The organism is Streptomyces virginiae (assembly GCF_041432505.1).
Taxonomy (GTDB): Bacteria; Actinomycetota; Actinomycetes; order Streptomycetales; family Streptomycetaceae; genus Streptomyces; species Streptomyces virginiae_A.
In genome coordinates, this window is the sequence record NZ_CP107871.1 from 7,333,476 (window position 1) to 7,357,618 (window position 24,143).

General features: G+C 75.0%; 9 protein-coding genes. 3 read left to right on the forward strand and 6 right to left on the reverse strand.

Annotation, left to right across the window (positions count from 1 at the left end):
* The first annotated feature begins 36 nt into the window (after positions 1 to 36).
* Positions 37 to 1,362 (forward strand): MFS transporter, encoded by a 1,326-nt coding sequence (locus OG624_RS33795; RefSeq protein ID WP_063733930.1) that lies wholly within the window; start codon positions 37 to 39, stop codon positions 1,360 to 1,362.
* Here OG624_RS33795 and OG624_RS33800 read toward each other — a convergent pair.
* Complete coding sequence (locus OG624_RS33800) at positions 1,356 to 1,583, reverse strand: response regulator transcription factor (RefSeq protein WP_030716619.1); 228 nt, start codon at positions 1,581 to 1,583, stop codon at positions 1,356 to 1,358. The two genes, OG624_RS33795 and OG624_RS33800, sit on opposite strands and share 7 nt — an antisense overlap.
* Positions 1,584 to 1,828: 245 nt before the next feature.
* On the opposite strand from OG624_RS33800, the gene OG624_RS33805 reads away from it, so the two are divergent.
* Complete coding sequence (locus OG624_RS33805; RefSeq protein WP_266354871.1) at positions 1,829 to 2,899, forward strand: response regulator transcription factor; 1,071 nt, start codon at positions 1,829 to 1,831, stop codon at positions 2,897 to 2,899.
* 97 nt (positions 2,900 to 2,996) lie between these two features.
* On the forward strand, positions 2,997 to 3,554 hold the full coding sequence (locus OG624_RS33810; RefSeq protein WP_352163504.1) for a hypothetical protein: 558 nt from the start codon (positions 2,997 to 2,999) through the stop codon (positions 3,552 to 3,554).
* An 83-nt stretch (positions 3,555 to 3,637) separates the two neighbouring features.
* On the opposite strand, the gene OG624_RS33815 is transcribed toward OG624_RS33810, so the two are convergent.
* From OG624_RS33815 to OG624_RS33835, 5 genes are all read right to left on the reverse strand, one after another.
* Positions 3,638 to 3,892 carry a hypothetical protein gene (locus tag OG624_RS33815; RefSeq protein ID WP_033215389.1) on the reverse strand — a complete coding sequence of 85 codons (255 nt, stop codon included), beginning with the start codon at positions 3,890 to 3,892 and terminating at the stop codon, positions 3,638 to 3,640.
* A 175-nt stretch (positions 3,893 to 4,067) separates the two neighbouring features.
* Positions 4,068 to 5,399, reverse strand: coding sequence for an MFS transporter (locus tag OG624_RS33820; RefSeq protein ID WP_371640197.1), 1,332 nt, complete (start codon positions 5,397 to 5,399; stop codon positions 4,068 to 4,070).
* Between the two features lie 84 nt (positions 5,400 to 5,483).
* A complete protein-coding gene (locus OG624_RS33825; RefSeq protein ID WP_030756641.1) occupies positions 5,484 to 5,684 on the reverse strand; it encodes an MbtH family protein in 201 nt (66 codons plus the stop codon).
* Between the two features lie 52 nt (positions 5,685 to 5,736).
* A complete protein-coding gene (locus OG624_RS33830) occupies positions 5,737 to 16,242 on the reverse strand; it encodes an amino acid adenylation domain-containing protein (protein WP_371640198.1) in 10,506 nt (3,501 codons plus the stop codon).
* Entirely contained in the window at positions 16,239 to 24,086 is a 7,848-nt protein-coding gene (locus tag OG624_RS33835) for an amino acid adenylation domain-containing protein (RefSeq protein WP_371640199.1), read from the reverse strand. The genes OG624_RS33830 and OG624_RS33835 overlap by 4 nt, the downstream gene beginning before the upstream one ends.
* Positions 24,087 to 24,143 lie beyond the last annotated feature (57 nt).

Consider the following 24,143-nt stretch of genomic DNA (forward strand, 5'->3'; position numbering starts at 1 on the left):
GCGGACCCCGTCCGCGAGCAGACAAGGAACGCACCCGTGTCCGTCACCACCGACGCGTCCGCCGACGAGTCCACCGAGTCCGGCCAGGCCGTGGAGCGCCGACGGCGCAGGGACTTCCGTCTCTTCATGTCCTCGCACATCTGCAACGAGCTGGGCGGCAGCATCACGTACGTGGCCCTGCCGCTGATGGCGGTGCTCACCCTCGACGCCTCGGCGATGCAGGCGGGCCTGCTGTCCGCCGCGGAACACGCGGCGTTCCTGCTGCTGGGTCTGCCCGCCGGGGCCTGGGTGGACCGGATGCGCAAGCGTCGCGTGATGATGGCCGCCGACCTGGCGCGCGCCGTCCTGCTGACGGCGCTGCCGGTGGCCTACCTGCTGGACCTGCACTCGATGCCGTTGCTGTACGCGGTGGCCCTGCTGCTGGGCTGCGCCCGGCTGTTCGGTGACGTCGCCGATCAGAGCTACCTGCCGACCCTCATCGGCAAGGACACCCTGATCGCGGGCAACTCCAAGCTGGAGACGGTGCGTTCGGGGGCCGAGTTCGCCGGCCCCGGCATCGCCGGCTTCCTGGTGCAACTGCTGGGCGCGGCCGGGACACTGGCCGGCCAGGCCGTCACCTCACTGGTCTCCGTGGTCCTGCTGGGGCGGATCGGGGCCCGCGAGGAGAAGCCGGAACCGGCCCCGCGCCGGCACCTGCTGCGGGACATCCGCGAAGGGCTGAGCTATGTCCTGAGCCACCGGATCCTGCGGCTGATCGCCCTGAACACGGCCGCCGTGAACCTCTTCCTCAGCGCGGTGATGGCCATCGAGGTGCTCTTCCTGACCCGGACCGTCGGGCTGCCGCCCGCAGCCCTCGGCTGGGTGCTGACGACGGCCACGATCGGGTCGGTGCTGGCGGCCACCGTCGCGGACCGGGTGACCCGGGCCGTCGGCGCGGCCCGGCTCACGTGGCTGTCCCTGCTGGTGACCATGCCCTTCGGGCTGCTGCTCCCGCTGGCCGACAAGGACTGGCGGATCGGCCTGTTCGTGCTCGGATCGCTCGTCCAGTCGGCCGGCGTCACCCTGTACAACATCTGCCAGGTCACCTACCGGCAGACGGTCTGCCCGCCGCACCTGCTCGGCCGGATGACCGCCACCATGCGCTTCCTGGTGTGGGGCGTGCTGCCGCTGAGCGGCCTGCTCGCGGGACTCCTCGGTGAACTCCTCGGTGTGCGGGACGCGCTGTGGGTGTGCGCCGCAGCCCTGTCGGCGGCCCCGCTGGTCCTGCTCTGCTCCCCGCTGCGGCGGATGCGCACGTTCGAGGACGACGCCCCGGTGGTCGGGGCCGAGTCCGGCGCCACGTCCGCGCGGTCGGCTCAGTAGCCCATCCGGAAGGCGATGTGGGTGAGCTGGGTCCGGTTCACCGCGCCGGTCTTGCTGCGCAGCCGGCGCAGGTAGGTGTCGACCGTGTGCGGGCTCAGCCCCATCCGGCACGCGATCATCCGGTAGGTGTCCCCCTGCGCGAGGTAGGCGAGCACCTCCTGCTCGCGGGGGGTCAGGGCGGGCAGCTCCGGTGCGCGGGCGGTGAGCGTGGTGTGCAGCATGTGGGGCTCCGGATTCCGGATCGAAGGTGAAGAGGAGCGGCGGGGCTCGGCACCCCCGGTGACGGTGCGATCACTTTGGGTGTGATCGCACCGTTTCGGACGTCCGGGGCCTGAAGTGGCCGGACACCCGCTGCTGTTCGTGGGGTACAGCCTTTCGCCCTGCTTATCCTGGCGCCAGGGGGCGGGCACCTCACCAAAGTGCCTGGCAATAAAGCGACCAGGGGCGAAAAAGGCAAAGTGGGGCAATGCAAACATCTGACGTGGTGCCGGATCCGAACAACGCCGATCTTGACATCGATGTCTACGGCTGGGTGCTCGAACACCGCACGGTGGACGTGGACGCGGTGGCCACCGGAACGGGGCGGGACGCGGACGAGGTCCGGGGCAGCGTGGCACGCCTGCGCGCCTCCCGTCTGCTGCACGTGAGCCCGATCGACCCGACGGTCGCCTTCGCGGTGGCTCCGGACACTGCCGCCGAGCAGCTCGTGGCGCCCTTGGAGGCGCAGATCCGCGAGCAGCAGCGGGCGATCAGCGGGATCCGCGAGGACCTGGGGCGCTTCCTGCCGCACTATCTGGGCCGCCGCTCCACGGGGGAGTCGCTGGAGGTCCTGGAGAGCCTGGAGGACGTGCGCGGGGCACTCAACCGGGCCTCCCTCAACTGCACCACCGAAATGCTCAGTTCGCAGCCGGGGGGCGGCAGCAGGGTGCCGGAGGCGATGCAGGAGGCGCTGCGGCGGGACGAGACGATGCTCCAGCGGGGGATCTCGATGCGGACCCTCTATCACCACACGGCCCGCTTCAACGGGCCGAGCCAGGCCTACGTCGCGGCCACCTCCGTACTGGGGGCGCAGTACCGCACCGCGCACGAACTGTTCGGCCGGCTCATCGCCTTCGACCGGGAACTGGCCTTCATACCGGTCTCCGACGGCAGTTGGGGCGCCGTGGTGATCCGCGAGCCGTCGACCGTCGCGTACCTGTGCAACATCTTCGACCAGACCTGGGACCTGGCCTCACCGTTCTCGGCCGCCGCGGGGCAGGGGCTCGAGGAGGTCGCCCGCGAGATCCACGAGACGATCATCCGGCTGCTCGCTGCCGGGCTGAAGGACGAGGCCATCGCCCGGCGCCTGGGCATGTCGCTGCGCACCGCCCGGCGTCACATCGCCGACATCATGCAGGAGTTGGGTGCGGGCAGCCGCTTCCAGGCCGGTGTGGCCGCCGCCGCGCGCGGGCTGCTCGACCTGGAGAACGGGTCGGACGGATCGGAAGGGTCGGAGGGGCCGGAGGGGTCGGCCGGCGACTCCGTACAGCCTTCCTGACCTGGTGTCACGTGTTCTCGTGTCTGTCGCGGTCGGCGGGCGTGTCGCATGCTGCTGTGATGGGAGCTGTGGAGCCGCCGAACAAGAGGGGCACGTGATGGACATGCCGGAGGAAGCCTGGGAACGGGAGGCCCCGCACCTGCGGGAGATCGTCCTGTTCCTCTCGGTCCACCTGGACCGGGCGCCGGGTGTGCTGTGGCCCGAGTACGACAACCCGGCGTTCGGTGACGTCGGCGACGGAGACGACCTCGGCGACGGCGACGACGCCGACGAACTCGACGACGCCGGGGCGGGGCCGGCGGGCGGCGGTGTGTGCCCGACGCAGGTGGACCGGTTCACCGCCGAACTGGCTTCGCTGACCGGCCTGTCGGTCCGGCTGGACCGGGTGGAGACGGTCGGGACCGTTCCCGGCGTCGGCGTGGACGCCGCCTGGACCGGGTCGCCCGGGGGTCGGGAGCACCTGCTGATCCAGCAGATCGCCGGCGCCGTGACCTGGCAGCTGACCGGGACCGGCGAGAGCGGCCGGTCGGAGTCCTTCCAGTGCCGGCTGCTGCCCGGCGAGCTGCTGTACGTACCGTCCCGCTGGTCGCGCCGCTGCGTCGGCGCACCGGAGGCCAGCTATGCCGTCATCTGCCTCGGCGACCAGGAGGATTGACGGCCTCGGAGGTGGAACGGGGGGAGGGAGGATCGCGATGCGATCCTCCCTCCCCCCGTTCCGGCCCTTACGGGCCGGTGCGATCAGCCGCCCCAGGAGCTGTCGGCCGTGTCACGGGTCCGGCCGCCCAGCGTGGTGCCGACCGTCACCACCCGGCCGTTGGACGTGACGATCTGACGCGGCGTCTGCGTCGTGGTGCTGGTGCTGCCCTCGCCCCCGGTGGTGGTCGTCACGGTGGTCGCGGCCGTGTCGCCTTCGGCGGCCTGAGCGGCGCCGGCGGCGGGCAGCAGCAGCGCGGACGCGGCCACGGACAGGGCGATGACGTAACGCTTGAGCATGGGATCCCCAGGAGTGCGAGCGGTCTGGTCCGGGCGCGAACCACTTCGTGGGCCGTCCGCGCCGGTCGGTGCAGGAACAACCTTGCCGTGCCCGGGGCCCTTCGGTGATCGATCAGACTGCTCATCAAGCTGCCTGGCGCGATGGTGAGGGGCCGTAAAACCCTATAAATCCCGCCTATTCGGTCAGGATTGCCGCTCCCACGGCAGCCGGAGAGCCCTCCTCCCGCCGGGCCGGCCGCTCCACGGGCTCCGCCGGGCCCCGGGTGTCCAACTCCCGCCACACCGGGAACACCAGCGGGGCCAGGGTGACCGCGAGGTACAGCGCACCCGTACCCAGCAGCGCCGGCACCAACCCGGCCGCGTCCAGGGCCAGCCCCGCACCCAGCATGCCCAGCGGCGTCGCCGCCAGCGCCGCGGCGACCAGCAGGCCGAACACCCGCCCCCGTACCGCCTCGGGCACCCGCTCGTAGGCGACCGACATCATCAGCGGACCGACGATCCCCGACCCGATGCCGGACAGGGCCAGCACCGCCAACAGCACCGGCACCCGGGGCTCGGCGGCCAGCGCGGCACACCGCACCGCCCCGACCAGGACGAAGGCCCCGACGAAGACCGCGCGCCGCGGCATCCGTTGCCCCGCCCAGCCGTACAGGGCCGCCCCGAGCAGCGCACCGGCCCCCATGGCCGTCACCATCGCCCCGAACAGGGCGCTGCTACGCAGCACCTGGGTCCCGTACGCCGGGTAGAGCACCCCGTTCAACGCCCCGTCCAGGGCGTTGGTCAGCATCAGGACCCCCACCATCGCGCCCAGGAGTCGATCCCTGCGCAACTGGCCCAGCCCGAAGCGCAGTTCCTGGGCGTACGAACCGTGCGACTGCCCGCCGTCGGACGGGCGCGGGCGGGTCACCGCCGGCACCAGGGTCGCCACGAGGAGGGCGCACGCCGCCATCGCCGCCATGTCCGCGTACAGGGTGCGCACCGGGCCGACGGTCGAGATGAGCAGACCGGCCAGCGGCGCGCCCGCCATCATGCCGATCCGGCGGGCTCCCTCGACCGCTCCCGTGGCCCGCTCCGCCGTGACGCCCGCGCGTTCCATCGCGCCGGGCAGGAGCAGCTGCTTGGAGGTGTCGGACGGCCCGCGAGCGGCCCCCACCAGGAAGACCAGGACGATCAGGACGGGCAGCGGCAGGGCTCCCCAGGCGTGCAGGAGCGGAATCAGGCTGATCGCCGCCGCCGTCAGCAGGTCCGCGCCGATGCCGGTCGCGCGGACGGGCAGTCGGTCGACCACCGGACCCGCCAGCACGGCGGAACACAGCAGGCCCAACACCTCCGCGGTGGCGACGAGCCCCGTCCGGGTGCCGCTGCCGGTGCTGTGCAGGACGAACCAGGGCACGGCGACCAGGGTCGCCGCCATGCCGAGCGAGGAGATCCCGGAGGCCGCCACCAGGGCGGCCAGCGGGCTGCGGCGGCGCGATGACGCGGAGCCGCCGGGGTACGAGCTGGTCATACGGGGTTCCTTCCGGCACCGCCGCGCCGCCCGGCAGCCCGCGGTGGGGTCTGCCGGGCGGCGTGGTGCCCGGGGATCGTCGGGTCAGCCGGCCATGCTCACGCGGAGGCTGAGCGGGCGCATGTCCGTCCACACCCGCTCGATGTGCGCGAGGCACTCCTCCTTGGTGCCGCGGACGTCCTGGTCGTGCCAGCCGAGCGGGACGGGCCGGCCGGCCTCCCAGAGGGAGTACTGCTCCTCGTCGTTGGCCACGACCAGGTACTGCTGCGGGGACGCGTCGTTCACGGTGTTCTCCTCGATGGATCAGGGATGCGGAAGGGGTGTGGGGCGGAGCGGGTCAGGAAGGCAGGGCCGCGGCCAGCAGCTCCGCCAGAGCGGCGCAGTGCGGGGGGTCCACCAGGTCGTGGTGGTTGCCCGGGACCGCGGCCCGCAGGACGCCGCCCGCGGTGCGCGGCCGCCAGGCCGCCGGGTCCACCAGCGGGGTCGCGAGGTCCGGGTGCCGCTCGTCGACCGTGAAGAGGTGCAGGCCGACGGTGACGACGGCGTCGGTGCGGTAGGCGGCGGAAGCCGCTCCGTTCGCCTCGGCGACCCGCAGCAGTCTGCGCAGGGCCTGCGTGGGTGAGGTGCGGGGGAGGGTGCCCTCCTCGCGGCCCCGGCGCACCAGGACGTCGAGCAGTTCCTCCTCGTCCAGTTCGCGCGCCGAGCCGGCGTCGATCCCGGCGGCGATGCCGTACCGCAGCAGGTCCGGATCGCCCGGCCCGGCCGCCGTGGCGGACCGGCTCCCGGGGGCCGTCCCCGGCGCGGCCGCGTCGATCAGGCCGAGGAAGGCGACCTCCTCGCCGGCGGCCTCCAGCCGGGCGGCCATCTCGTAGGCCACCGTCCCGCCGAACGACCAGCCGGCCAGCAGGTAGGGGCCGTGCGGCTGCTCCGCGCGCAGGGCGGCCAGGTAGCGCTCGGCCATCTCGGGCACCCGCCCCAGCGGCGTCTCGTCGGTGTTGTAGCCCACCGACTCCAGGCCGAGGATCCGCCGATCGCCCCCGGGCCGGGCGGACAGGTCCCGCACCAGGTCCCGGTAGCAGACGACGTCACCGCCCCGCGGGTGGACGAGGACGAGCGGCGCCCGGGACGGGTCCCCGTCCGCCAGCGGGACCAGCAGGTTGGCCGCGGCCGCCCCCGCCTCGGGCAGCGCCTCGCAGAGCAGCTCCACGGTGCGCCGACGGAACACCAGGTTCAGCGGCAGCTCCACCCCGAACTCCCGGCGCACGGCCGCCATCAGGGCGAACGCCTTGAGCGAGTGGCCGCCGAGCGCGAAGAAGTCGTCGCGCACGCCGATCGGGGCCGTCCCCAGCGTCTGCTCCCACAGCCGCGCCATCCGCAGCTCGGTCGTGTCGCGCGGGGCGATCCGCCCCGCGCCGTCGCCGCGTACCGCGTCCGCCGAAGGCGCGGGCAGCGCCTTGCGGTCGAGCTTGCCGTTCGGGGTGAGGGGCAGCCGGTCCAGCGCGGTGAGGACCGCCGGGACCATGTACTCGGGGAGGTCCTGGCGCAGGAAGTCGCCGAGCTCCCGCACGTCGCCCGCCTCGTCCCGCCAGGTCACGTAGCCGGCCAGGACGGCGTCCACCCCCGTGCCGTGGACGGCCACCGCCGCCGCCAGCACCCGCGGGTGGCGGGCCAGCGCGGACTCGATCTCACCCAGCTCCATCCGGTGGCCGCGGACCTTCACCTGGCCGTCCGCCCGGCCCCGGTACTCCAGGGTGCCGTCCGCGAGCCGGCGTACGAGGTCACCGGTGCGGTACAGCCGGCCGCCCGCCGCGTACGGATCGGGCACGAACCGGTCCGCGGTGAGCCCCGGCCGGCCGTGGTAGCCACGGGCCACCCCGTCACCGCCGATGTAGAGCTCGCCGAACACGCCCACCGGCACCGGGCGCAGGGTCGCGTCCAGCACGTGCAGCCGGGTGTTGGCGAGCGCCGTGCCGATCGGCACCGGCCGCTCGCCGACCGGACCGGACAGCCGGTGCGCCGTGGACCAGACGGTGGTCTCCGTCGGCCCGTAGACGTTCCAGACGGTGCCCAGCGCCGTCCGCATCCGCTCGGCCAGGGCCGACGGCAGCGCCTCGCCGCCGCACAGCGCCCGTACGTGCGGCGCCTGCCAGCCCGACTCCATCAGCTGGTGCCAGGTGGCCGGGGTGGCCTGGACCACCGTGACCGGCGCCCCGTCCAGCTCCTTCGCGAGCAGGATGCCGTCCCGGGCGGTGTCCCGGTCCACGACCCGTACGGTCGCCCCGCACACCAGCGGGACCAGCAGCTCCAGCACGGCGATGTCGAAGGACGCCGTGGTGACGGCCGCGACCGTGTCCTCGGCCGTCAGCTCCAGCCTGCGCACCATGTCCCGGGTGAAGTTGGCCAGCGCCCGGTGCGGGACGGTGACCCCCTTCGGGCGTCCCGTCGAGCCCGAGGTGTACAGGGCGTACGCCGACTGCTCCGGCTCCGGTCGCACGGGTGCGAAGTCGGACCGCGCGTTCCCGTCCCCGGCCAGGGCGTCGAGATCCACCACCACGACCCCGTCCGGGGCCTGCGCGGCGTCCGACAGCCCCGACACCACCAGCACCCGGGCGCCGCTGTCCGCGAGCATGTAGCCGATCCGGTCGGCCGGATAGCCGGGGTCCACGGGCACGTACATGCCGCCGGAGCGCAGCACGCCCAGCAGCGCCGCCGGCAGCAGCACGGAGCGCTCCGCGCAGACCGCCACCGCGGCCTCCGGACCGACACCGAGGCGGGCCAGCTCCCGGGCCAACCGGCCCGAGACCTCCCACAACCCGGCGTACGTCAGGCTCCGTTCGCCGTCGTCCACGGCCACGGCCTCCGGCGTACGGGAGGCCTGCTCGCCGACGAGCACGGGCAGCGGCCGGTCGGCGGCCGGCTCGGCGGAGCCGATGCCCTCACCGAGGATCCGGCGCTCCTCGGCCCGACCCATCAGGGGCAGCGCGCCCAGCGCGACGGTGGGATCGGCCACCGCGGCCGTGAGCAGCTCGGTCAGCGCCGCGGTCATGCGCTCGACGGTCGCCCGGTCGAAGAGGTCGGTGGCGAACACGGCCTCGCCGCGCAGCACGCCCTCCTCCTCGACGAAGTACAGGGACAGGTCGAACTTCGAGGCACCGCTGGCCAGCGAGAGCGGCTCGACGTCCAGGCCGGCCGGAGCGGGCGGCGCGGCGGCCTCCTCGTCGAGCACCAGCATCACCTGGAACAACGGGTTGCGGCTCAGGTCGCGTTCCGGCCGCACCTCCTCCACCAGACGCTCGAACGGCACCTCCTGGTGGGCGTACGCCCCCAGGGCCGTCTCCCGGGCCCGGTCCAGCAGCTCGCCGAAGGAAGGGTCGCCGGACAGGTCGGTGCGCAGTACCAGGTTGTTGACGAAGAAGCCGATGAGCGGCTCCAGTTCGGTGCGGTCACGGCCGGCGATGGGGGAGCCCACCGCTACGTCCTCACCGCCCGACCAGCGGGCCAGCAGGGCCTGGAAGCCCGCCAGCAACACCATGAACAGCGTGGCGTCGTGCCGCCGCCCCAGGTCGCGCAGCCCCCGCAGCAGCGGCGCGGGCAGGACGAAGGGGAACTGCTCGCCGCGCCCGGACGGGCCGGCCGGCCGGGGCCGGTCGGTGGGCAGGTCCAGCGGGGTGAGCCCGCCCAGCCGCCCGCGCCAGTAGTCCAGGGTGTCCGCCAAGGCGTCGTCGTCGAGCCGGTCGCGCTGCCAGGACGCGAAGTCCCGGTAGGAGACGGCGAGTTCCGGCAGCGGCTCGGCCCCCGCGACGGTGCGGGCCCGGTAGGCGGCGAAGAACTCCCGCCAGAACACCCCCACCGACCAGCCGTCGAAGGCGATGTGGTGGGCGACGATCACCAGCAGGTGCTCCCGCGCCGTGATCCGCACCAGCCGGGCCCGCAGCGGACCCGCGGCCGTCAGGTCGAAGGGCAGCGCGGCGTCCTGCCCCGCCAGCTCCCGCGCCCGTTCCTCGGCCGCCGCCGCGCCCAGCTCCGACAGGTCGGTGAGGTCGGGGACGAACATCGAGACCGGACCGGGCACGACGCGGGCCCCGAAGGCCCCCTCGGCGCCGTCCTCCCCGTTCTCCTCGATCCGGGAGCGCAGCACCTCGTGCCGGGCGACGACGTCCGTCAGCGCCCCCAGAGCGGCCACGGTGTCGAGCTCGCCGGTCAGCCGTACGGCGCCGGGCATGTTGTAGTCGGGCCGGCCCGGCTGGAGCCGGTCCAGCAGCCACAGCCGCTGCTGCCCGAAGGACAGCGGGCCGGGCCCCTCGGGCAGCGCGGGGATCGCCGCTCCCGTCGCGTCCGCCCCGGCGGGGGAGGCCAGCGCCCGGGCCAGGTCCTCGGCCACCGGGTGGCGGAAGATCAGCTGCATGGCGATGTCCCGGTCCAGCAGGGCGCGCAGCCGGGAGATGACCCGGGTGGCGCGCAGGGAGTGCCCGCCGCGCTCGAAGAAGTGGTCACGAACCCCGATCGGGCCCTCGCCGAGCACCTCCTCCCAGACCTCGACGACCGTCCGCTCCATCGGCGTGCGCGGGGCGACGTGCGCCCGGTGCCCGCCGCCCGAGCCGGGCTCCGGCGCGGGCAGCGCCCTGCGGTCGGTCTTCCCGTTCGGGGTCAGCGGCAACGCGTCCAGCACCACCAGCGCGGACGGCACCATCGCGGCCGGCAGGGACGCGCGGACGAAGTCCAGCACCGCGGCCGGATCGCCGCCGCCGTCCCGCCACACCACGTACCCGGCGAGCAGCCGGTCGGCGCCCTCGCCGTGCGCGGCGGCCACCGCCCGGGCCACGTCCGGGTGACGCAGCAACGCGGCCTCGACCTCGCCGAGTTCGATCCGGTGTCCCCGGACCTTGACCTGGTTGTCACGACGGCCGTGGAACTCCAGCACCCCGTCGGCCCGCAGCCGCGCCAGGTCACCGGTGCGGTACATGCGCGCGCCGGGCGGCCCGTACGGGTCCGGCGGATAGGCCTCGGCGGTGCGGGCCGGGTCGCCGAGGTAGCCGCGAGCCACCCCGCGTCCGGCGATGAACAGCTCACCGATCGCACCCCGGGGCAGCGGTTCGAGGTGCTCACCGAGCACGAGGACCCGGGCGCCGGGCAGCGGCCGCCCGATGGGGATGCGGCCCGCCTCGATGTCGGCGTCCGTCACCACGTGGTACGTGGTGGTGTTGGTGCACTCCGTCGGACCGTACTGGTTGACCAGCCGCAGCCGGCCGGGCACGCCCAGGGTGTGCGCGGCGCGGGCCAGTCCGGGTGTCAGCGCCTCACCGGTGGTCATCACCAGCCGCAGCGCCGCCGCGGGTTCGGTGACGGCGGCGACCAGCGGCTCCAGCATCGACGGGACGATCGACAGCAGTGCCGTCACCCCTTCGCCGTGCAGCAGTCGGGCCAGCGCGTCCGGGTCGCCGGCCTCGTCCTGCGAGGCCAGCACGATCCGCCCGCCCGTGGTCAGCGGGGCGAACAGGTCGCGTACCGAGGGGTCGAAGGTCAGCGCGGTACGGGCGAGCACCACGTCCTCGGGGCCGAGCCCGAAGGTGGCGGTCAGCGCCGCCAGGTAGCCGGTGATCGCCGCGTGCGTGACGGCCACGCCCTTGGGCCGGCCGGTGGAGCCGGAGGTGTACAGCAGATAGGCGAGGTGCTCGGGGGCGGCGGGCGCGTCCGGTTCCGTCGCGGGCAGCGCGTCGACCAGGTGCTGTTCGGCGTCCAGGTCCAGGACCGGTACGTCGCCGGCCAGGTCCGCCGCCGACCCGCCGGGCAGACCCGCGGTCAGTACCAGGTGGGCGCCGCTGTCGGCGAGGACCGTACGGACCCGCTCGGCCGGGTGTCCCGCGTCGAGCGGCACATAGGCGCCGCCGGCCTTCAGCACCGCGAGGACGCACACCAGCATGCGCGGGTCGCGGCCGGCCAGCACGGCCACCCGGGTCTCGGGGCCGGTGCCGAGCGCGCGCAGGCGATGGGCCAGCCGGTTGGCGGCCGCGTCCAGCTCCCCATAGCCGATGGTGCGGTTCTCGCAGGTCACGGCCGGGGCGTCCGGCCGCAGCCGGGCCTGTTCCGCCACCAGCGAGGGCAGGGTCCGGGCCGCCGGCCCGTCCGTCCGGGGGCCCGACTCCTCCCCGAGCAGGGCGGCGTGCTCCTGCGGGGACAGGACGTCCAGCCGGGACAGCGGCGCGTCGGGGGTCTCGGCGGCGCCGGCCAGCAGCCGCAGGTAGTGCGCGCCGAACCGCTCGACGGTGGCCCGGTCGAAGAGGTCCGTCGCGTACTGGACGGTGCCGGTCAGACCGTCGGGGTGCTCGGTCATCGCGAGACTGAGGTCGAACTTGGCCGTCCCGTTGGAGGTGTCGAGGCTCTCGACCTCCACCCCGTCCAGCGGCAGGGCGGCGAGCTGCTCCGGATGGAGCTGGAACAGCACGTCGAAGAGCGGGTTGCGGCTGAGGTCGCGTTCCGGCCGCAGCTCCTCCACCAGCCGGTCGAAGGGCACGTCCTGGTGCTCGTACGCGGCCAGCGCGGTCCGGCGCACCCGGCCCAGCAGCTCGCCGAAGGCCGGGTCGCCGGACAGGTCGGTGCGCAGCACGAGGGTGTTGACGAAGAAGCCGACGAGCGGCTCCAGTTCGGTGCGGTCGCGGCCCGCGATGGGCGAGCCCACCGTGATGTCGGCCTGGCCCGTGTAGCGGGCCAGCAGCGCCTGGAAACCGGCCAGCAGCACCATGAACAGGGTGGCGCCGCGCTCCCGGGCCAGCGCGCCGAGCCGCTCGGCCAGCTCGGCCGGGACCTCGAAGACGAAGGCGTCGCCCGCGCCGGACCGCACCTGCGGCCGCGGCCGGTCGGTGGGCAGCTCCAGGGCCGGGAGCCCGCCGAGGGCCGCCCGCCAGTGGGCGATGCCCGCGTCGGCCTCGCCGTCCGCCAGCCGGCGCTGCTGCCAGTACGCGAAGTCCCCGTACTGGACGGGCAGTTCGGGCAGGACGGGACGTTCGCCGCGGCGCAGGGCCGCGTAGGCCCCGGACAGCTCCCGCCACAGCACCGGCATCGACCAGCCGTCGCCGACGGTGTGGTGCAGGACCAGGACGAGGAGGTGCTCGTCGTCGGCGACCCGCACCACACGCGCCCGCAACAGGGGTGCCGAGCCCAGGTCGAAGGGGGCGGCGGCGTCCGCGTGGGCCAGGCCCAGTGCCCGCGAACGCGCTTCCTCGCGAGGCAGGTTCCCCAGGTCGGTGCGGACGGGCACGAAGACCTCCGGCGCCTCCACGACCTGTACGGGGCCTGCCGGGCCCTCGGTGATCCGCGAGCGCAGCACCTCGTGGCGGGTCACCACCGCGCACAGCGCGGCGGCCAACGCGTCCGTGTCCAGCGCGCCCCGCAGCCGGGCCGCGACGGGGATGTTGTAGTCGGGCCGGCCGGGCTGGAGCTGGTCCAGGAACCACAGCCGCTGCTGCGCGAACGACAGCGGCGCGGGCTCCCCGGCCGGCCGGGCGCCGATCACGGTGACGGGGGTCGCCGGCGCGGTGGTGCCGGGGCCGTCGCCGCGCAGGGCGTCCAGCGCCGACGCGAACCGCTCCAGCGTCGGGTGCTCGAACAGCAGCCGCAGCGGCACGCCCGTACCCAGGCGGGCGCCGAGCCGCGACACGACGCGGGTGGCCCGCAGGGAATGGCCGCCGAGGGCGAAGAAGTCGTCGTGGCGGCCGATCCGCCCGGTGCCCAGCACCTCGCCCCACACGGCCGCGGCGAGCTCCTCGGTCGCGGTCGCCGGCGCCGCGAACTCGGCCCGGAGCACCCCCTCCTCGGGAGGCGCGGGCAGCGCGCGCCGGTCCAGCTTGCCGTTCGGCGTCACCGGCAGCGCCACGAGCGACACGATCGCCGAGGGCAGCATGTACGCGGGCAACCGGGCGGCGAGCGCCCGGCGCAGCTCGGCCGGCTCCGCCACCCGGCCCTCCACGGGCACCACGTAGGCGACCAGGCGCTGCTCGCCGGGGGTGTCCTCGCGGACCACCACCGCGGCGTGTCCGACCTGCGGGCTGCGGGCCAGCTCGGCCTCGATCTCGCCCGGCTCGATCCGGTGGCCGCGGATCTTGACCTGCTGGTCGCTCCGGCCCAGGTAGTCGACGGTGCCGTCGGGGCGCCGCCGGGCCAGGTCGCCCGTCCGGTACATCCGGGCGCCCGGCGCTCCGTACGGGTCGGGGGTGAACTGCCGCGCGGTCAGGCCGGGCCGGCCCAGGTAGCCGCGGGCCACGCCGGTACCGCCGACGCACAGTTCACCGACGGCGCCCTGCGGCACCGGGCGGCCGCGCTCGTCCAGCACGTAGAGGCGGGTGTCGTCCAGGGCGGTGCCGATGGGGATCCGGCCCTCCACGACGGCGCCGGCGCGCGGGTCCAGCCGGTGCCGCGTGGCGAAGGTCGTGGTCTCGGTGGGCCCGTAGACGTTGACCAGGACGGTGTCCGGGGCCTGCTCCAGAGCCCGGGCGAAGGAGTGCGGGGACGCGGCCTCACCGCCCGTCCACACCTCCCGCACCCGCGTCAGCAGCTCCACGCACTCCTCGACCACCAGGTTGAACAGGGCGGCCGTGAGGAACATCGAGGTGATCCGGTGCTCCTCCACCAGCCGGGCCAGGGCTTCGGTGTCCACCCGACCGGGCGGCGCCATGACCACCAGCCCGCCGGACAGCAGCGGCGCCCACAGCTCGTACGTCGAGGCGTCGAACGACAGCGGGGAGTGGGCCAGCACCCGCCGGTGCGCGGCGCCGAAGGCGGTGTCCCGGGCGAGCGCCGCGACATTGGCGTGGGTGACGCCGATGCCCTTCGGCTCCCCCGTGGAACCGGAGGTGTACATCACGTACGCCAACTGGTCCGGCGAACACGGCGGGTACGGGACCGGCGCGGCGGCCGGAGCCCCGTCCGCCGGGGCCGTCACGTCGAGCACCGGTACGGGCGAGGTACGGGCCGCCTCGTGGCCGACCGTCGCCGGATCGGCGAGCAGCAGGCGGGCGCCGGTCCGCTCCAGCATCCAGTGCAGCCGGGCGACGGGGAAGCCCTCGCCGAGCGGGACGTAGACTCCGCCGGCCTTCAGCACGGCCAGAATCGCCACGGGGAGGTGGACCGAGCGCTCCATCAGCAGGGCGACCGGGGTCTCGCGCCCCACCCCGGCGGCGATCAGTCGGGCCGCCAGCAGGTCGGAGCGGGCGTCGAGCTCGGCGAAGCCGAGGCGGTCGTCGCCGCAGACCACGGCCTCGGCGCCGGGGGTGCGCCGGACCTGCTCGGCGAACAGCTCCACCAGGGACGCCGGGGCCAGGTCGAGGCGGACCGTGCCGTGGCCCTCGGCCGCGAGCCGGGCCGCGGTCGGGGCGGAGGGCAGCAGCTCGGCCACGGGACGGTCGGGCTCCTGCGCGGCGGAGGCCAGCAGCTCCAAATAGTGGCCGAGGACGAGTTCGGCCGTGGCCCGGTCGAACAGGTCGGTGTCGAAGACGAGGGAGCCGGAGCAGGTCTCGGCGCCCTCGGACACGAAGACGCTCAGGTCGAAGAGCGAGCCGCCGAAGTCGGTCCGCACGACCTGCGCGTCCAGGCCCGGCAGCCGCAGCCCGGCCGTCTCGTCCTGGGCCGACGCGAACATCACCTGCACGAGGGGGTTGCGGTCGCCGACCCGCTCGGGGCTCAGATGCTCCACCAGCCGGTCGAAGGGCACCTCCTGGTGGTCGTAGGCGTCCACCGTCGCCCGGCGGACCCGGCCGAGCAGCTCACGGAAGCCGACCTCGCCCGACAGGTCGGCGCGCAGCACCACCGTGTTGACGAAGAACCCGATGAGGGGCTCCAGTTCCACCCGGTCGCGCCCGGCGACCGGGGTACCGACGGCGATGTCCGTGGTGCCGGCGTAGCGGGCCAGTGCGGCCTGGAAGCCGGCCAGGAGCGTCATGAAGAGGGTGGCGCCCGCGCCCTCGGCGACCCGGCGCAGCCGCGTGGTGAGCTGCGCGTCGAGGGTGAACTCCAGGCTCGCGCCGTCGCCGCTGCGACGGGTGGGCCGGGGCCGGTCCGCGGGCAGTTCGAGGGGCTCCAGCCCCGCGAGGCGCTCCTCCCACCAGCGCAGTTGGCCGTTCATCGCGCCGCTCGCGAACCGGTCGCGCTGGGTACGGGCGTACGTCTGGTAGCCCAGGGGGAGCGGCGCCTCGGGCAGGGGCCGCCGCCCGAGCAGGGCCGCGTAGCCCTCGGACAGTTCCTGCCAGAGCAGGCCCATGGACCAGCCGTCGGTGGCGATGTGGTGGACCACCAGCACCAGCAGGTGGTCCTCGGCGCCGAGCCGGATCAGCAGGGCGCGCAGCAGCGGGCCGGACGCGAGGTCGAAGGGTCTGCGGACCTCCTCCCGGGCCAGGGCGTGGGCCCGCTCCTCCAGGTCGGCCAGGGGGGCGCTGCCGAGGTCCAGCAGCGGCAGCGGGACGGCCGCCGGGGCGGGCAGGACCACCGGGTGCGGGGCGCCGTCGCGCTCCTCGAAGACGGTGCGCAGCGGTGCGTGACGGGCCACGACAGCGGTCAGGGCGCGGCGCAGCGGCTCCGGGTGGACGGGGCCGCGCAGCCGCACGACCTCGGGGATCGCGTAGCCGGGGGTGCCGTCCGCCATCCGGTCCACCAGCCACATCCGCTCCTGGGCGAACGAGGCGACGGGTTCGAGGTCCGGGCCGTCGGCGGTCGGGGCCGCGGCGGAGGCCGTCGCGGTGGCCGGACCGGCCGCCGAGTCGTCCAACGCGGCGCGCACACGGCGGCGCAGCAGCTCGCGGGCGGCGGCCAGTCGGCTGTCCACGCCGGCGGCCGGCAGGCTCTCCTGGGTGGTCACGAGGTCTCTCCCTGAAGTACGAGTGAAGGAACGGCGTCGTCGGTGGCGGCGAACGGGGCCGGTTCGGCCTCCAGTTCGGCCAGCAGCACCGTCTCGACGGCGATGGCGAGCGCGGCGACGGTCCGCTGTTCGAAGAGGGTGTGCAGGGGCAGGTCCAGGCCGAGGGACTGGCGCAGCCGGGCCGCCACCCGGGTGGCGCTCAGCGAGTGCCCCCCGAGGGCGAAGAAGTCGTCGTGGCGGCCGATCCGCGGCGCGTCCAGTACGGAGGCCCACACCATGGCGACCAGTTCCTCGGTCTCCCCGGCCGGCGGCTCGTACGCGGTGGCGGCGGCCGCGGCGGCGGGCGCCGGGAGCGCCCTGCGGTCGAGCTTGCCGTTCGGCGTGACGGGCAGCCCGTCCACGACGACCAGCACCGGCACCATGTACTCCGGCAGGGAGCGGGCCAGTTCGGCGCGCATCGGCTCGGTGTCCGGCGCCGGGTCGGCCCCGGCCTCCGGGACGACGTACCCGACGAGCCTGCGCTCGCCCGGGACGTCCTCGCGGACGACCACCGCGGCCCGGCCGACGCCGTCGAGGCGGCCCAGCGCCGTCTCGATCTCGCCGAGCTCGATCCGGAAACCGTGGATCTTGACCTGGTCGTCGGTGCGGCCCAGGTACTCCACCGAGCCGTCGGCCCGATGGCGGGCCAGGTCACCGGTGCGGTACATGCGCGCGCCCGGCGGGCCGAACGGGTCGAGCGGGAAGCGTTCCGCGGTCAGCGCCGGGCGCCGCAGGTACCCGCGGGCCAGGCCCGCGCCCGCCAGGAACAGCTCGCCCGCGACCCCCACCGGGACGGGCCGGCCCCGCGGGTCGAGCACGTACAGCGAGGTGTTCCAGATGGGCCGGCCGATCGGCACGGGGCCGGTGTCCTCGCGGCGGCAGTCCCAGTGCGTGACGTCCACCGCCGCCTCCGTGGGCCCGTACAGGTTGTGCAGGGGCACGTCGAGCACGGCGAGGAAGCGGTTCTTCAGCTCCTCGGGCAGGGCCTCGCCACTGCACACGACCCGCCGCAACGACCGGCAGCGGCCCGCCTCGGGGTCCTCCACGAACGCCGCCAGCATGGACGGGACGAAGTGGACGGTGGTGATCGCCTCCTCCTGGATCACCCGGGTGAGGTAGGCGGGATCCTTGTGCCCGCCGGGCTCGGCGACCACCAGGGCCGCGCCGGTGATCAGCGGCCAGAAGAACTCCCACACCGACACGTCGAAGCCGAACGGGGTCTTCTGGAGCACCCGGTCGTCCGCGCCCAGCCGGTACCGGTCCTGCATCCACAGCAGCCGGTTGACGATGGCCGAGTGCTCCACGACCACGGCCTTGGGCCGTCCCGTCGACCCGGACGTGTAGATCACGTACGCGGGGTGCCCGGGCAGTGCCGCCGGCCCCGCCACGGCGATGTCCTCGTCGCGGACGGCCCCCGGATCCAGCCGGGGCAGGTCCGCCGCGGCGGGCAGCGCGGCCGCCACCTCGTCGTCCGCGAGCAGCAGGACCGGCTCGGCGTCCGACAGCAGGTACGCGATCCGGTCCGCCGGAAGCGAGGGGTCCACCGGAAGGTAGGCCGCCCCCGACTTCAGTACGGCCAGCAGGGAGACCACCATCTCGGTGGAGCGGTGCAGGGCGACCGCGACGATCTCCTCCGGGCCGGCGCCCCGGGCGCGCAGGGCCCCGGCCAGCCGCTCGGCACGGGCGTCGAGTGCGGCGTACGAGAGGCGCTCGCCCCGGAAGACGGTCGCCGGGGCGTCCGGCGTCCGGGCCACCTGCCGCTCGAACAGCTCCACCAGCGTGGTGTCGGGGACGGGCACGGCGGTGCCGTTCCACTCCCGGATCAGCCGGTGCTGCTCCGCGGACAGCAGGTCCACCTTCCCGACCGGGGTGGCGGGGACGTCGGCGACGGCCGTCAGCAGCCGCTCCAGCGCCTCGCCCAGGCTGCGCGCCGTCCGCGTGTCGAGGACGTCCGTACGGTGGTCGAGGTGCAGCCGCAGCCGCTCCCCGGGCAGCACGATGAGGTTGACGGTGTAGTGGGTGGCGTCCGAGCCCTCCACCCCGGTCAGCCGCGGTCCGCCGGCCAGGTCCCGCATCGACTCCAGGTCGAGCGGATAGTTCTCGACGACGACCGTGGTGTCGAAGAGGGCGCCCAGCCCGGCCGCCCGCTGGATGCCGGCGAGCCCGACGTGCTGGTGGTCCATCAGCTCCGCCTGCTCGTCCTGGAACCGGGCGAGCGCGGTCAGCAGCGGCTCGTCCTCCCGGATCCGGAACCGCACGGGCAGGGTGTTGATCAGCAGGCCGACCATTTCCTCGATGCCCGCGACGTCGGCGGTCCGCCCGGAGACGGTCCCGCCGAACACCACGTCGTCCCGCCCGGTCACCCGACCCAGCAGGATCGCCCAGACGCCCTGGACCACGCTGTTGAGGGTCACGCCCGCGGTACGGGCCCGCGCGGTGAGCCGGGACGTCAGCTCCGCCGACAGCTCCACCGCGGCCCGCTCGGGCAGCGCGTCGATCCGGTTCGGGTCGGCCGCGCCCAGCAGGGTCGGCTCCTCCAGCCCGGCCAGCGCACCGCTCCACGCGGCCTCGGCGGCGCCGTCGTCCTGGCGGGCCAGCCAGTCCAGGTGCGAGCGGTACGGGACCCCTTCCGCGACGGGGCCCGCGTCCCCGGACCCGTGGGACCCGGCGTACTCGGCGTACCCGCTCAGCAGTTCGCGCAGCAGCACGGCCGAGGACCAGCCGTCCCAGACGATGTGGTGGTTGGTCATGACCAGCCGGTGCTCGCCCGCGCCGAACCGGACCAGGGTGAAACGCACCAGCGGCGGCCGCTCCAGGTCGAAGCGGCGGGCCCGGTCGGCCGCGAGCAGCCGCTCCCACTCCCGCAGACGCTCCGCGGACCCGAGCCCGCCGAGGTCCACGGCCTCCCACGGCGCGGCGACGGACTCGACGACGACCTGCACCGGCCGGTCCAGACCCTGGTCGGTGAAGGCGGAGCGCAGCGCGGTGTGGCGGCGCAGCAGCCGGTCGCAGGACAACCGCAGGATGTCCTCGTCCAGGGGGCCGTCCAGGGTGAGGACGATCTGACCGGTGTAGGCGTCCATCGCGCCCGTGTCGAAGGCGGAGTGGAAGAAGAGCCCCTCCTGGAGCGGTGAGAGCGGCAGCACGTCGCAGAGCCCGGCGTGGCGCGCGGCCAAGGCGTCCGTCTCCGGCTGCGTCAGCCGGACCAGCGGCAGGTCACGGGGGGTGAGGCGGCGCGGCCGGGGGGTGCCCGTCCACGCGGCCAGCAGCCGCAGCGCCTCGCCCCAGGCCGCCACCAGGGCGTCCGCCTCGGCGTCGGTCAGCAGGGCCGCGGGGTGGGTGACGACCGCGGTGAAGGCCGGGCCGTCGGCGCCGTCCACGGCCATGGCGTCGATCTGCAGGGCGTGTTCGACGGGCATCGCCGGATCCACGTCGGCCCGCAGCCCGCCCGCCTCGGGGGCGGGCTGCCACGGCGTCTCGGTACCACCGGCGAACCTGCCCAGGTAGTTGAACAGGATCCGGGGGCGCGGGAGCCCCGACAGTTCCGCGGCGGTCCGCGGATCGAGCCGGCTCAGCAGGCCGAAGCCCGTGCCGTGGTCCGGTACGGAGGCGACCGTCGTGTGGATCCGCCCGACCAGTTCGGCGAGGGCGTCACCGCCCCGGGCCGCCGCGTCCAGGTCGAGGCCGTCCAGGTCGAACCGGACCGGGTACTGGGTGGTGAACCAGCCCACGGTGCGCGCCAGGTCGTGACGGCCGGTGCGGTCGACGCGACCGTGGCCCTCCAGGTCGACCAGCAGCGACCCCGGGACCTCGCCGGGGGAGCGCAGCCGGTGCGCCGCGAGGACCAGCCCCGCGAGCAGCACCTCGGCCGGGCCGGTGCGCAGCGCGCCGGGCACCGCGGCCAGCAGCGGGCCGGCGACCTCGGCGGGCAGGGCGAGCGTCAGCGTGCGCGTGGTGCCGGCGGTGTCCCGCACGGGGTCGGGGATCCGCTGCCACGGCTCCCGCGCGTCCGGGACGTCCCCGGGGGTCTCCAGCATCGAGCGCCAGAAGGGCAGCTCGGCCCGCACCTGCGGGGAACGCGCCTGGAGTTCGAGGTGGTGGGCCCACGCGCGGAACGAGACCTCCTCGTCCGCGGCCGGCAGCGGACGCCCGGCGACGGCGGCCTCCCAGGCCGCGGCCAGGTCGGCCGTCAGGATCCGCCAGGACACCCCGTCCACGGCGAGGTGGTGCACACACAGCAGCAGCCGTTCCGGCGCCGTCCCACCGGCATCGAAGCGGACCGCCCGCAGCATCGCCGAGGTCGCGGGGTCCAGCAGGCCGGCCGCCTCCCGGGCCGCCTCCGCCATGATCGCGGCACGGGCGGGCCCGTCCGAGCCGGCCACGTCGACGGTGCGGTAGAGCCGGGACACGTCGACCGAACCGGGCTCGCCGACCGTGCACAGCCGACCCTCCGGGCCGGCGGTCACGCCGAGCCGCAGCGCCCCGTGCCGGTCCACGACCGACTGCAGGACCCGTAGAAGCGTCGCGTCGTCCGCGCCGTCGGGCAGGGACAGCACCATGGACTGGCTGAACCGGCCGATGGGGCCCGGCCCGTCCAACAGCCAGCGCATGACCGGCGTCGCCGGGAGCGGACCGCACTCCGGGACGGCCGGACCGGCGGCGGCCGGGGAGGCGCCGTGGCCGGGCTCGCCGACGGCCGTGGCGAGGGCGGCCGCGGTCTTGTGCGCGAACACCTCGCGCAGGGTGAAGGAGAAGCCCCGCGCCCGCGCCCGGCTGGTGAGGCTGAGGGCGGCGATGCTGTCGCCGCCGAGCTCGAAGAAGTTGTCGTCCGGGGTCGCCGGGACGCCCAGGGCCTCGGAGAACAGCTCCGCCAAGGCCTGTTCGGTGGCGCCGTACGCCCGCTCGGGGTGCCGCGGACGGGTCGCGGTCTCGGGTACGTGGAGTCGCGCGCGGTCGACCTTGCCGCCCGGGGTGAGGGGCAGCCGGTCCACCGCCACGAAGCTGCGGGGCACCATGTAGCCCGGCAGGACCCGGCCCAACTCCGCCGCCAGCAGCGCCGGTTCGGGAGCCGGGGCGCCGTCGGCCGGCGGCGCCACGAAGGCGACGAGCCGGCGGGCGCCGCCCGCGGGGGCGTGCACCACGACCGCGGCCTGCCCCACCGAGGGCTGCCGGCCGAGCACCGCCTCGATCTCGCCCAGCTCGATCCGATGTCCGTTGATCTTGACCTGGCGGTCCACCCGCCCGACGAACTCCAGTTCGCCTCGCGCCGACCAGCGCACGAGGTCACCCGTCCGGTACATCCGGGCACCGGGCACCCCGGAGAAGGGGTCCGGCACGAAGCGGTCGGCCGTCATGGCCGCGCGCCCCGCGTACCCCTGGGCCAGACCCGCACCGGCCACGCACAGCTCGCCGGTCGCTCCCGGCGGCAACAGCCGCAGACCCCGGTCGACCACGTACGCCCGGTGGTTGACCATCGGACGCCCGATCGGCGGGATCCGGCCGTGCGAGGGAGGAACCACCCGGTGCATGGTCACGGACACGGCCGCCTCGGTGGGCCCGTACGCGTTCCAGACCTCGCGGCCGTCCGTCGCCCAGCGGTCGACGGCGTCCCCCGACGGAGCCTCGCCGCCCGTGGACAGGAACCGCAGCGCGGGCAGTGCGGCCGGGTCCAGCAGCGGCAGGAGCGCCGGCGGCAGGTCGGCGACCGTGACCGCCCGCTCGGCGAGCAGCGCCTGGAGCCGGTCGACGTCGACCCGCTCGGCGTCGGTGGCGAGGACCAGGGTGGAACCGCTCGACAGGGCGCCGAACACGTCCAGGACCGACACGTCGAAGGACAGCGAGGCGAACCCGAGGAACCGCTCCGTGCGCCCGGATCCGGATCCGGGTTCGCCGGACCCGATGCCGTCGCCCGCGCCGCACAGCGCGAGGTGGCCGCGGACGAAGTCGACGGCCGCCGCGTGCGGGACGACGACGCCCTTCGGCTCACCCGTGCTGCCCGAGGTGTACAGCAGGTACGCGGCGGACGCCGCGGGCACCGGTACGGGCGTCCGGCCGTCGCGGACCGCGTCGGTCGGCGCGGCCGCGTCGACCACGGACGGGAGGTCGTGCGGCAGCCGGTCACGGCCGCCCGGCCCGGCGACGACCGTGCGCAGCCCCGCGTCGCGCACGATGTACGCGATGCGCTCGGGCGGCAGGCCGGGGTCGAGCGGGACGTAGCAGCCGCCCGCCTTCAGGACGCCGAGCAGGGCCGCGACCATCGACGGCGAACGCTCCACGCACACGCCGACCGGCGTGCCCGGTGCGACGTCCGGCCGCAGCCGGGCCGCGATGTCCTCGGCCCAGGCGTCGAGTTCCCCGTAGGTGACCTCCTGGCCGGCGCAGATCACGGCGGCCTTGCCGGGGGTGAGCGCCGCCGCCCGCTCGAAGAGCGTGTGCAGCAGGACGTCCCCGGGTACGGGGTCGACGCCGCCCTCGGCGAAGGCGGCGAGCCGCTCCTCGTCCTCGGTGGTCAGGAAGGGCAGCGAGCCGACCGGGGCCTCGTCCTCGGCCGAGGCGAGCGCGACCAGGAAGCGGGTGAACCGCACCCGCAGCGCGTCGAGTTCGGTCCGGTCGAGGTCGGCGGCGTCGCCCTCGGCCTGCACGGTCAGCGGGCTGTCGCCGCCCCGGTCGTAGACGTTGAGGGAGACGTGCTCCACGGGGCCGACCGAGAGGTTGTGCGCGGAGGCGGGCGCCCCGGCGAAGGACAGCTCGTAGTCGAAGGACATGAGGTTGACGGCGGCGTCCCACAGCCGGGGTCCGGTTCCGGTGAACTCCTCGATCCGGTACCGCTGGTGGCGCAGGGCCTCCTTGATGCCCGCCGAGGTGCTTCGCAGCAGTTCGCCGACCGTGGTGTCCGCGGTGACCGTCAGCCGCAGCGGCAGCACCTTGGAGAACATGCCGGGGGTCCGGCGGGCGTCCGGGGTGGTGCGGCCGGTGACCGGCAGACCCAGGACCACGTCCTCGGTGCCGCCCGCGCGGTGCAGGTGGGCGGCCGCCGCGGCCATCACCAGCGCCGACCAGCGCGTGCCGTGCCGGCGCGCGGACTCGCGCAGGGCCCGGGCGTCGGCGGGGTCGAGGTCGCCGCTCACCCGCACCGTGGTGCCCGAGGCGGGCGCCGGGACGCTGCCGGTGAAGGAGACGGGCTCGGGGGCGCCGTCCAGTCGGGCCCGCCAGAACTCCCGGTCGGCCGCGCACCGTTCGGAGCCCGCGTACTCCTCCTCCTCGGCCACGATCCGCTGCCACGGCGCGCCGTCGGGCACCGGCACGGGCGCGCCCGCGACCAGCGCCGAGTACACCTGCGCGGTCCGCCGCGCCAGGATCGAGCCGGTGACCCCGTCCGCGACGAGGTGGTGGTAGCCCTGCATCCAGCGGTACGTCGCCGGACCGGTCCGCACCAGGAGGTGCCGGCACACGTCCCCGGACGCCAGGTCCGTCGGCCGGGCCAGCTCGGCGCGCATCAGCCGCTCGGACTCGGCGTCCGGGTCCTGGTGGTCGCTGACGTCGACCGTCTCCATCCGCACCACAGGCGTGCCGGCGGGTATCTGGTGCACCACGCCGTCCACCTCGGCGAAGCGGACGCACAGCGTCTCGGTTCCGGCCACCGTCGTGCGCACCGCCTCGGCGAGCAGCTCCGGATCCACCGCCCCGCGGATCTCCAGGTACTCGGCGATGGTGTAGTCGAGACGGGTGGGGTCGAGCTGCTGCGCGAACCAGACGCCGTTCTGCGGCGGGGTCAGGGGCAGCGGCCCGCGGTCGTGAGTGGCCATGCGGTGGTCAGTCTCCTCAGTCGGATCGGTCGATCAACGACGACGTGAGGCCACTGT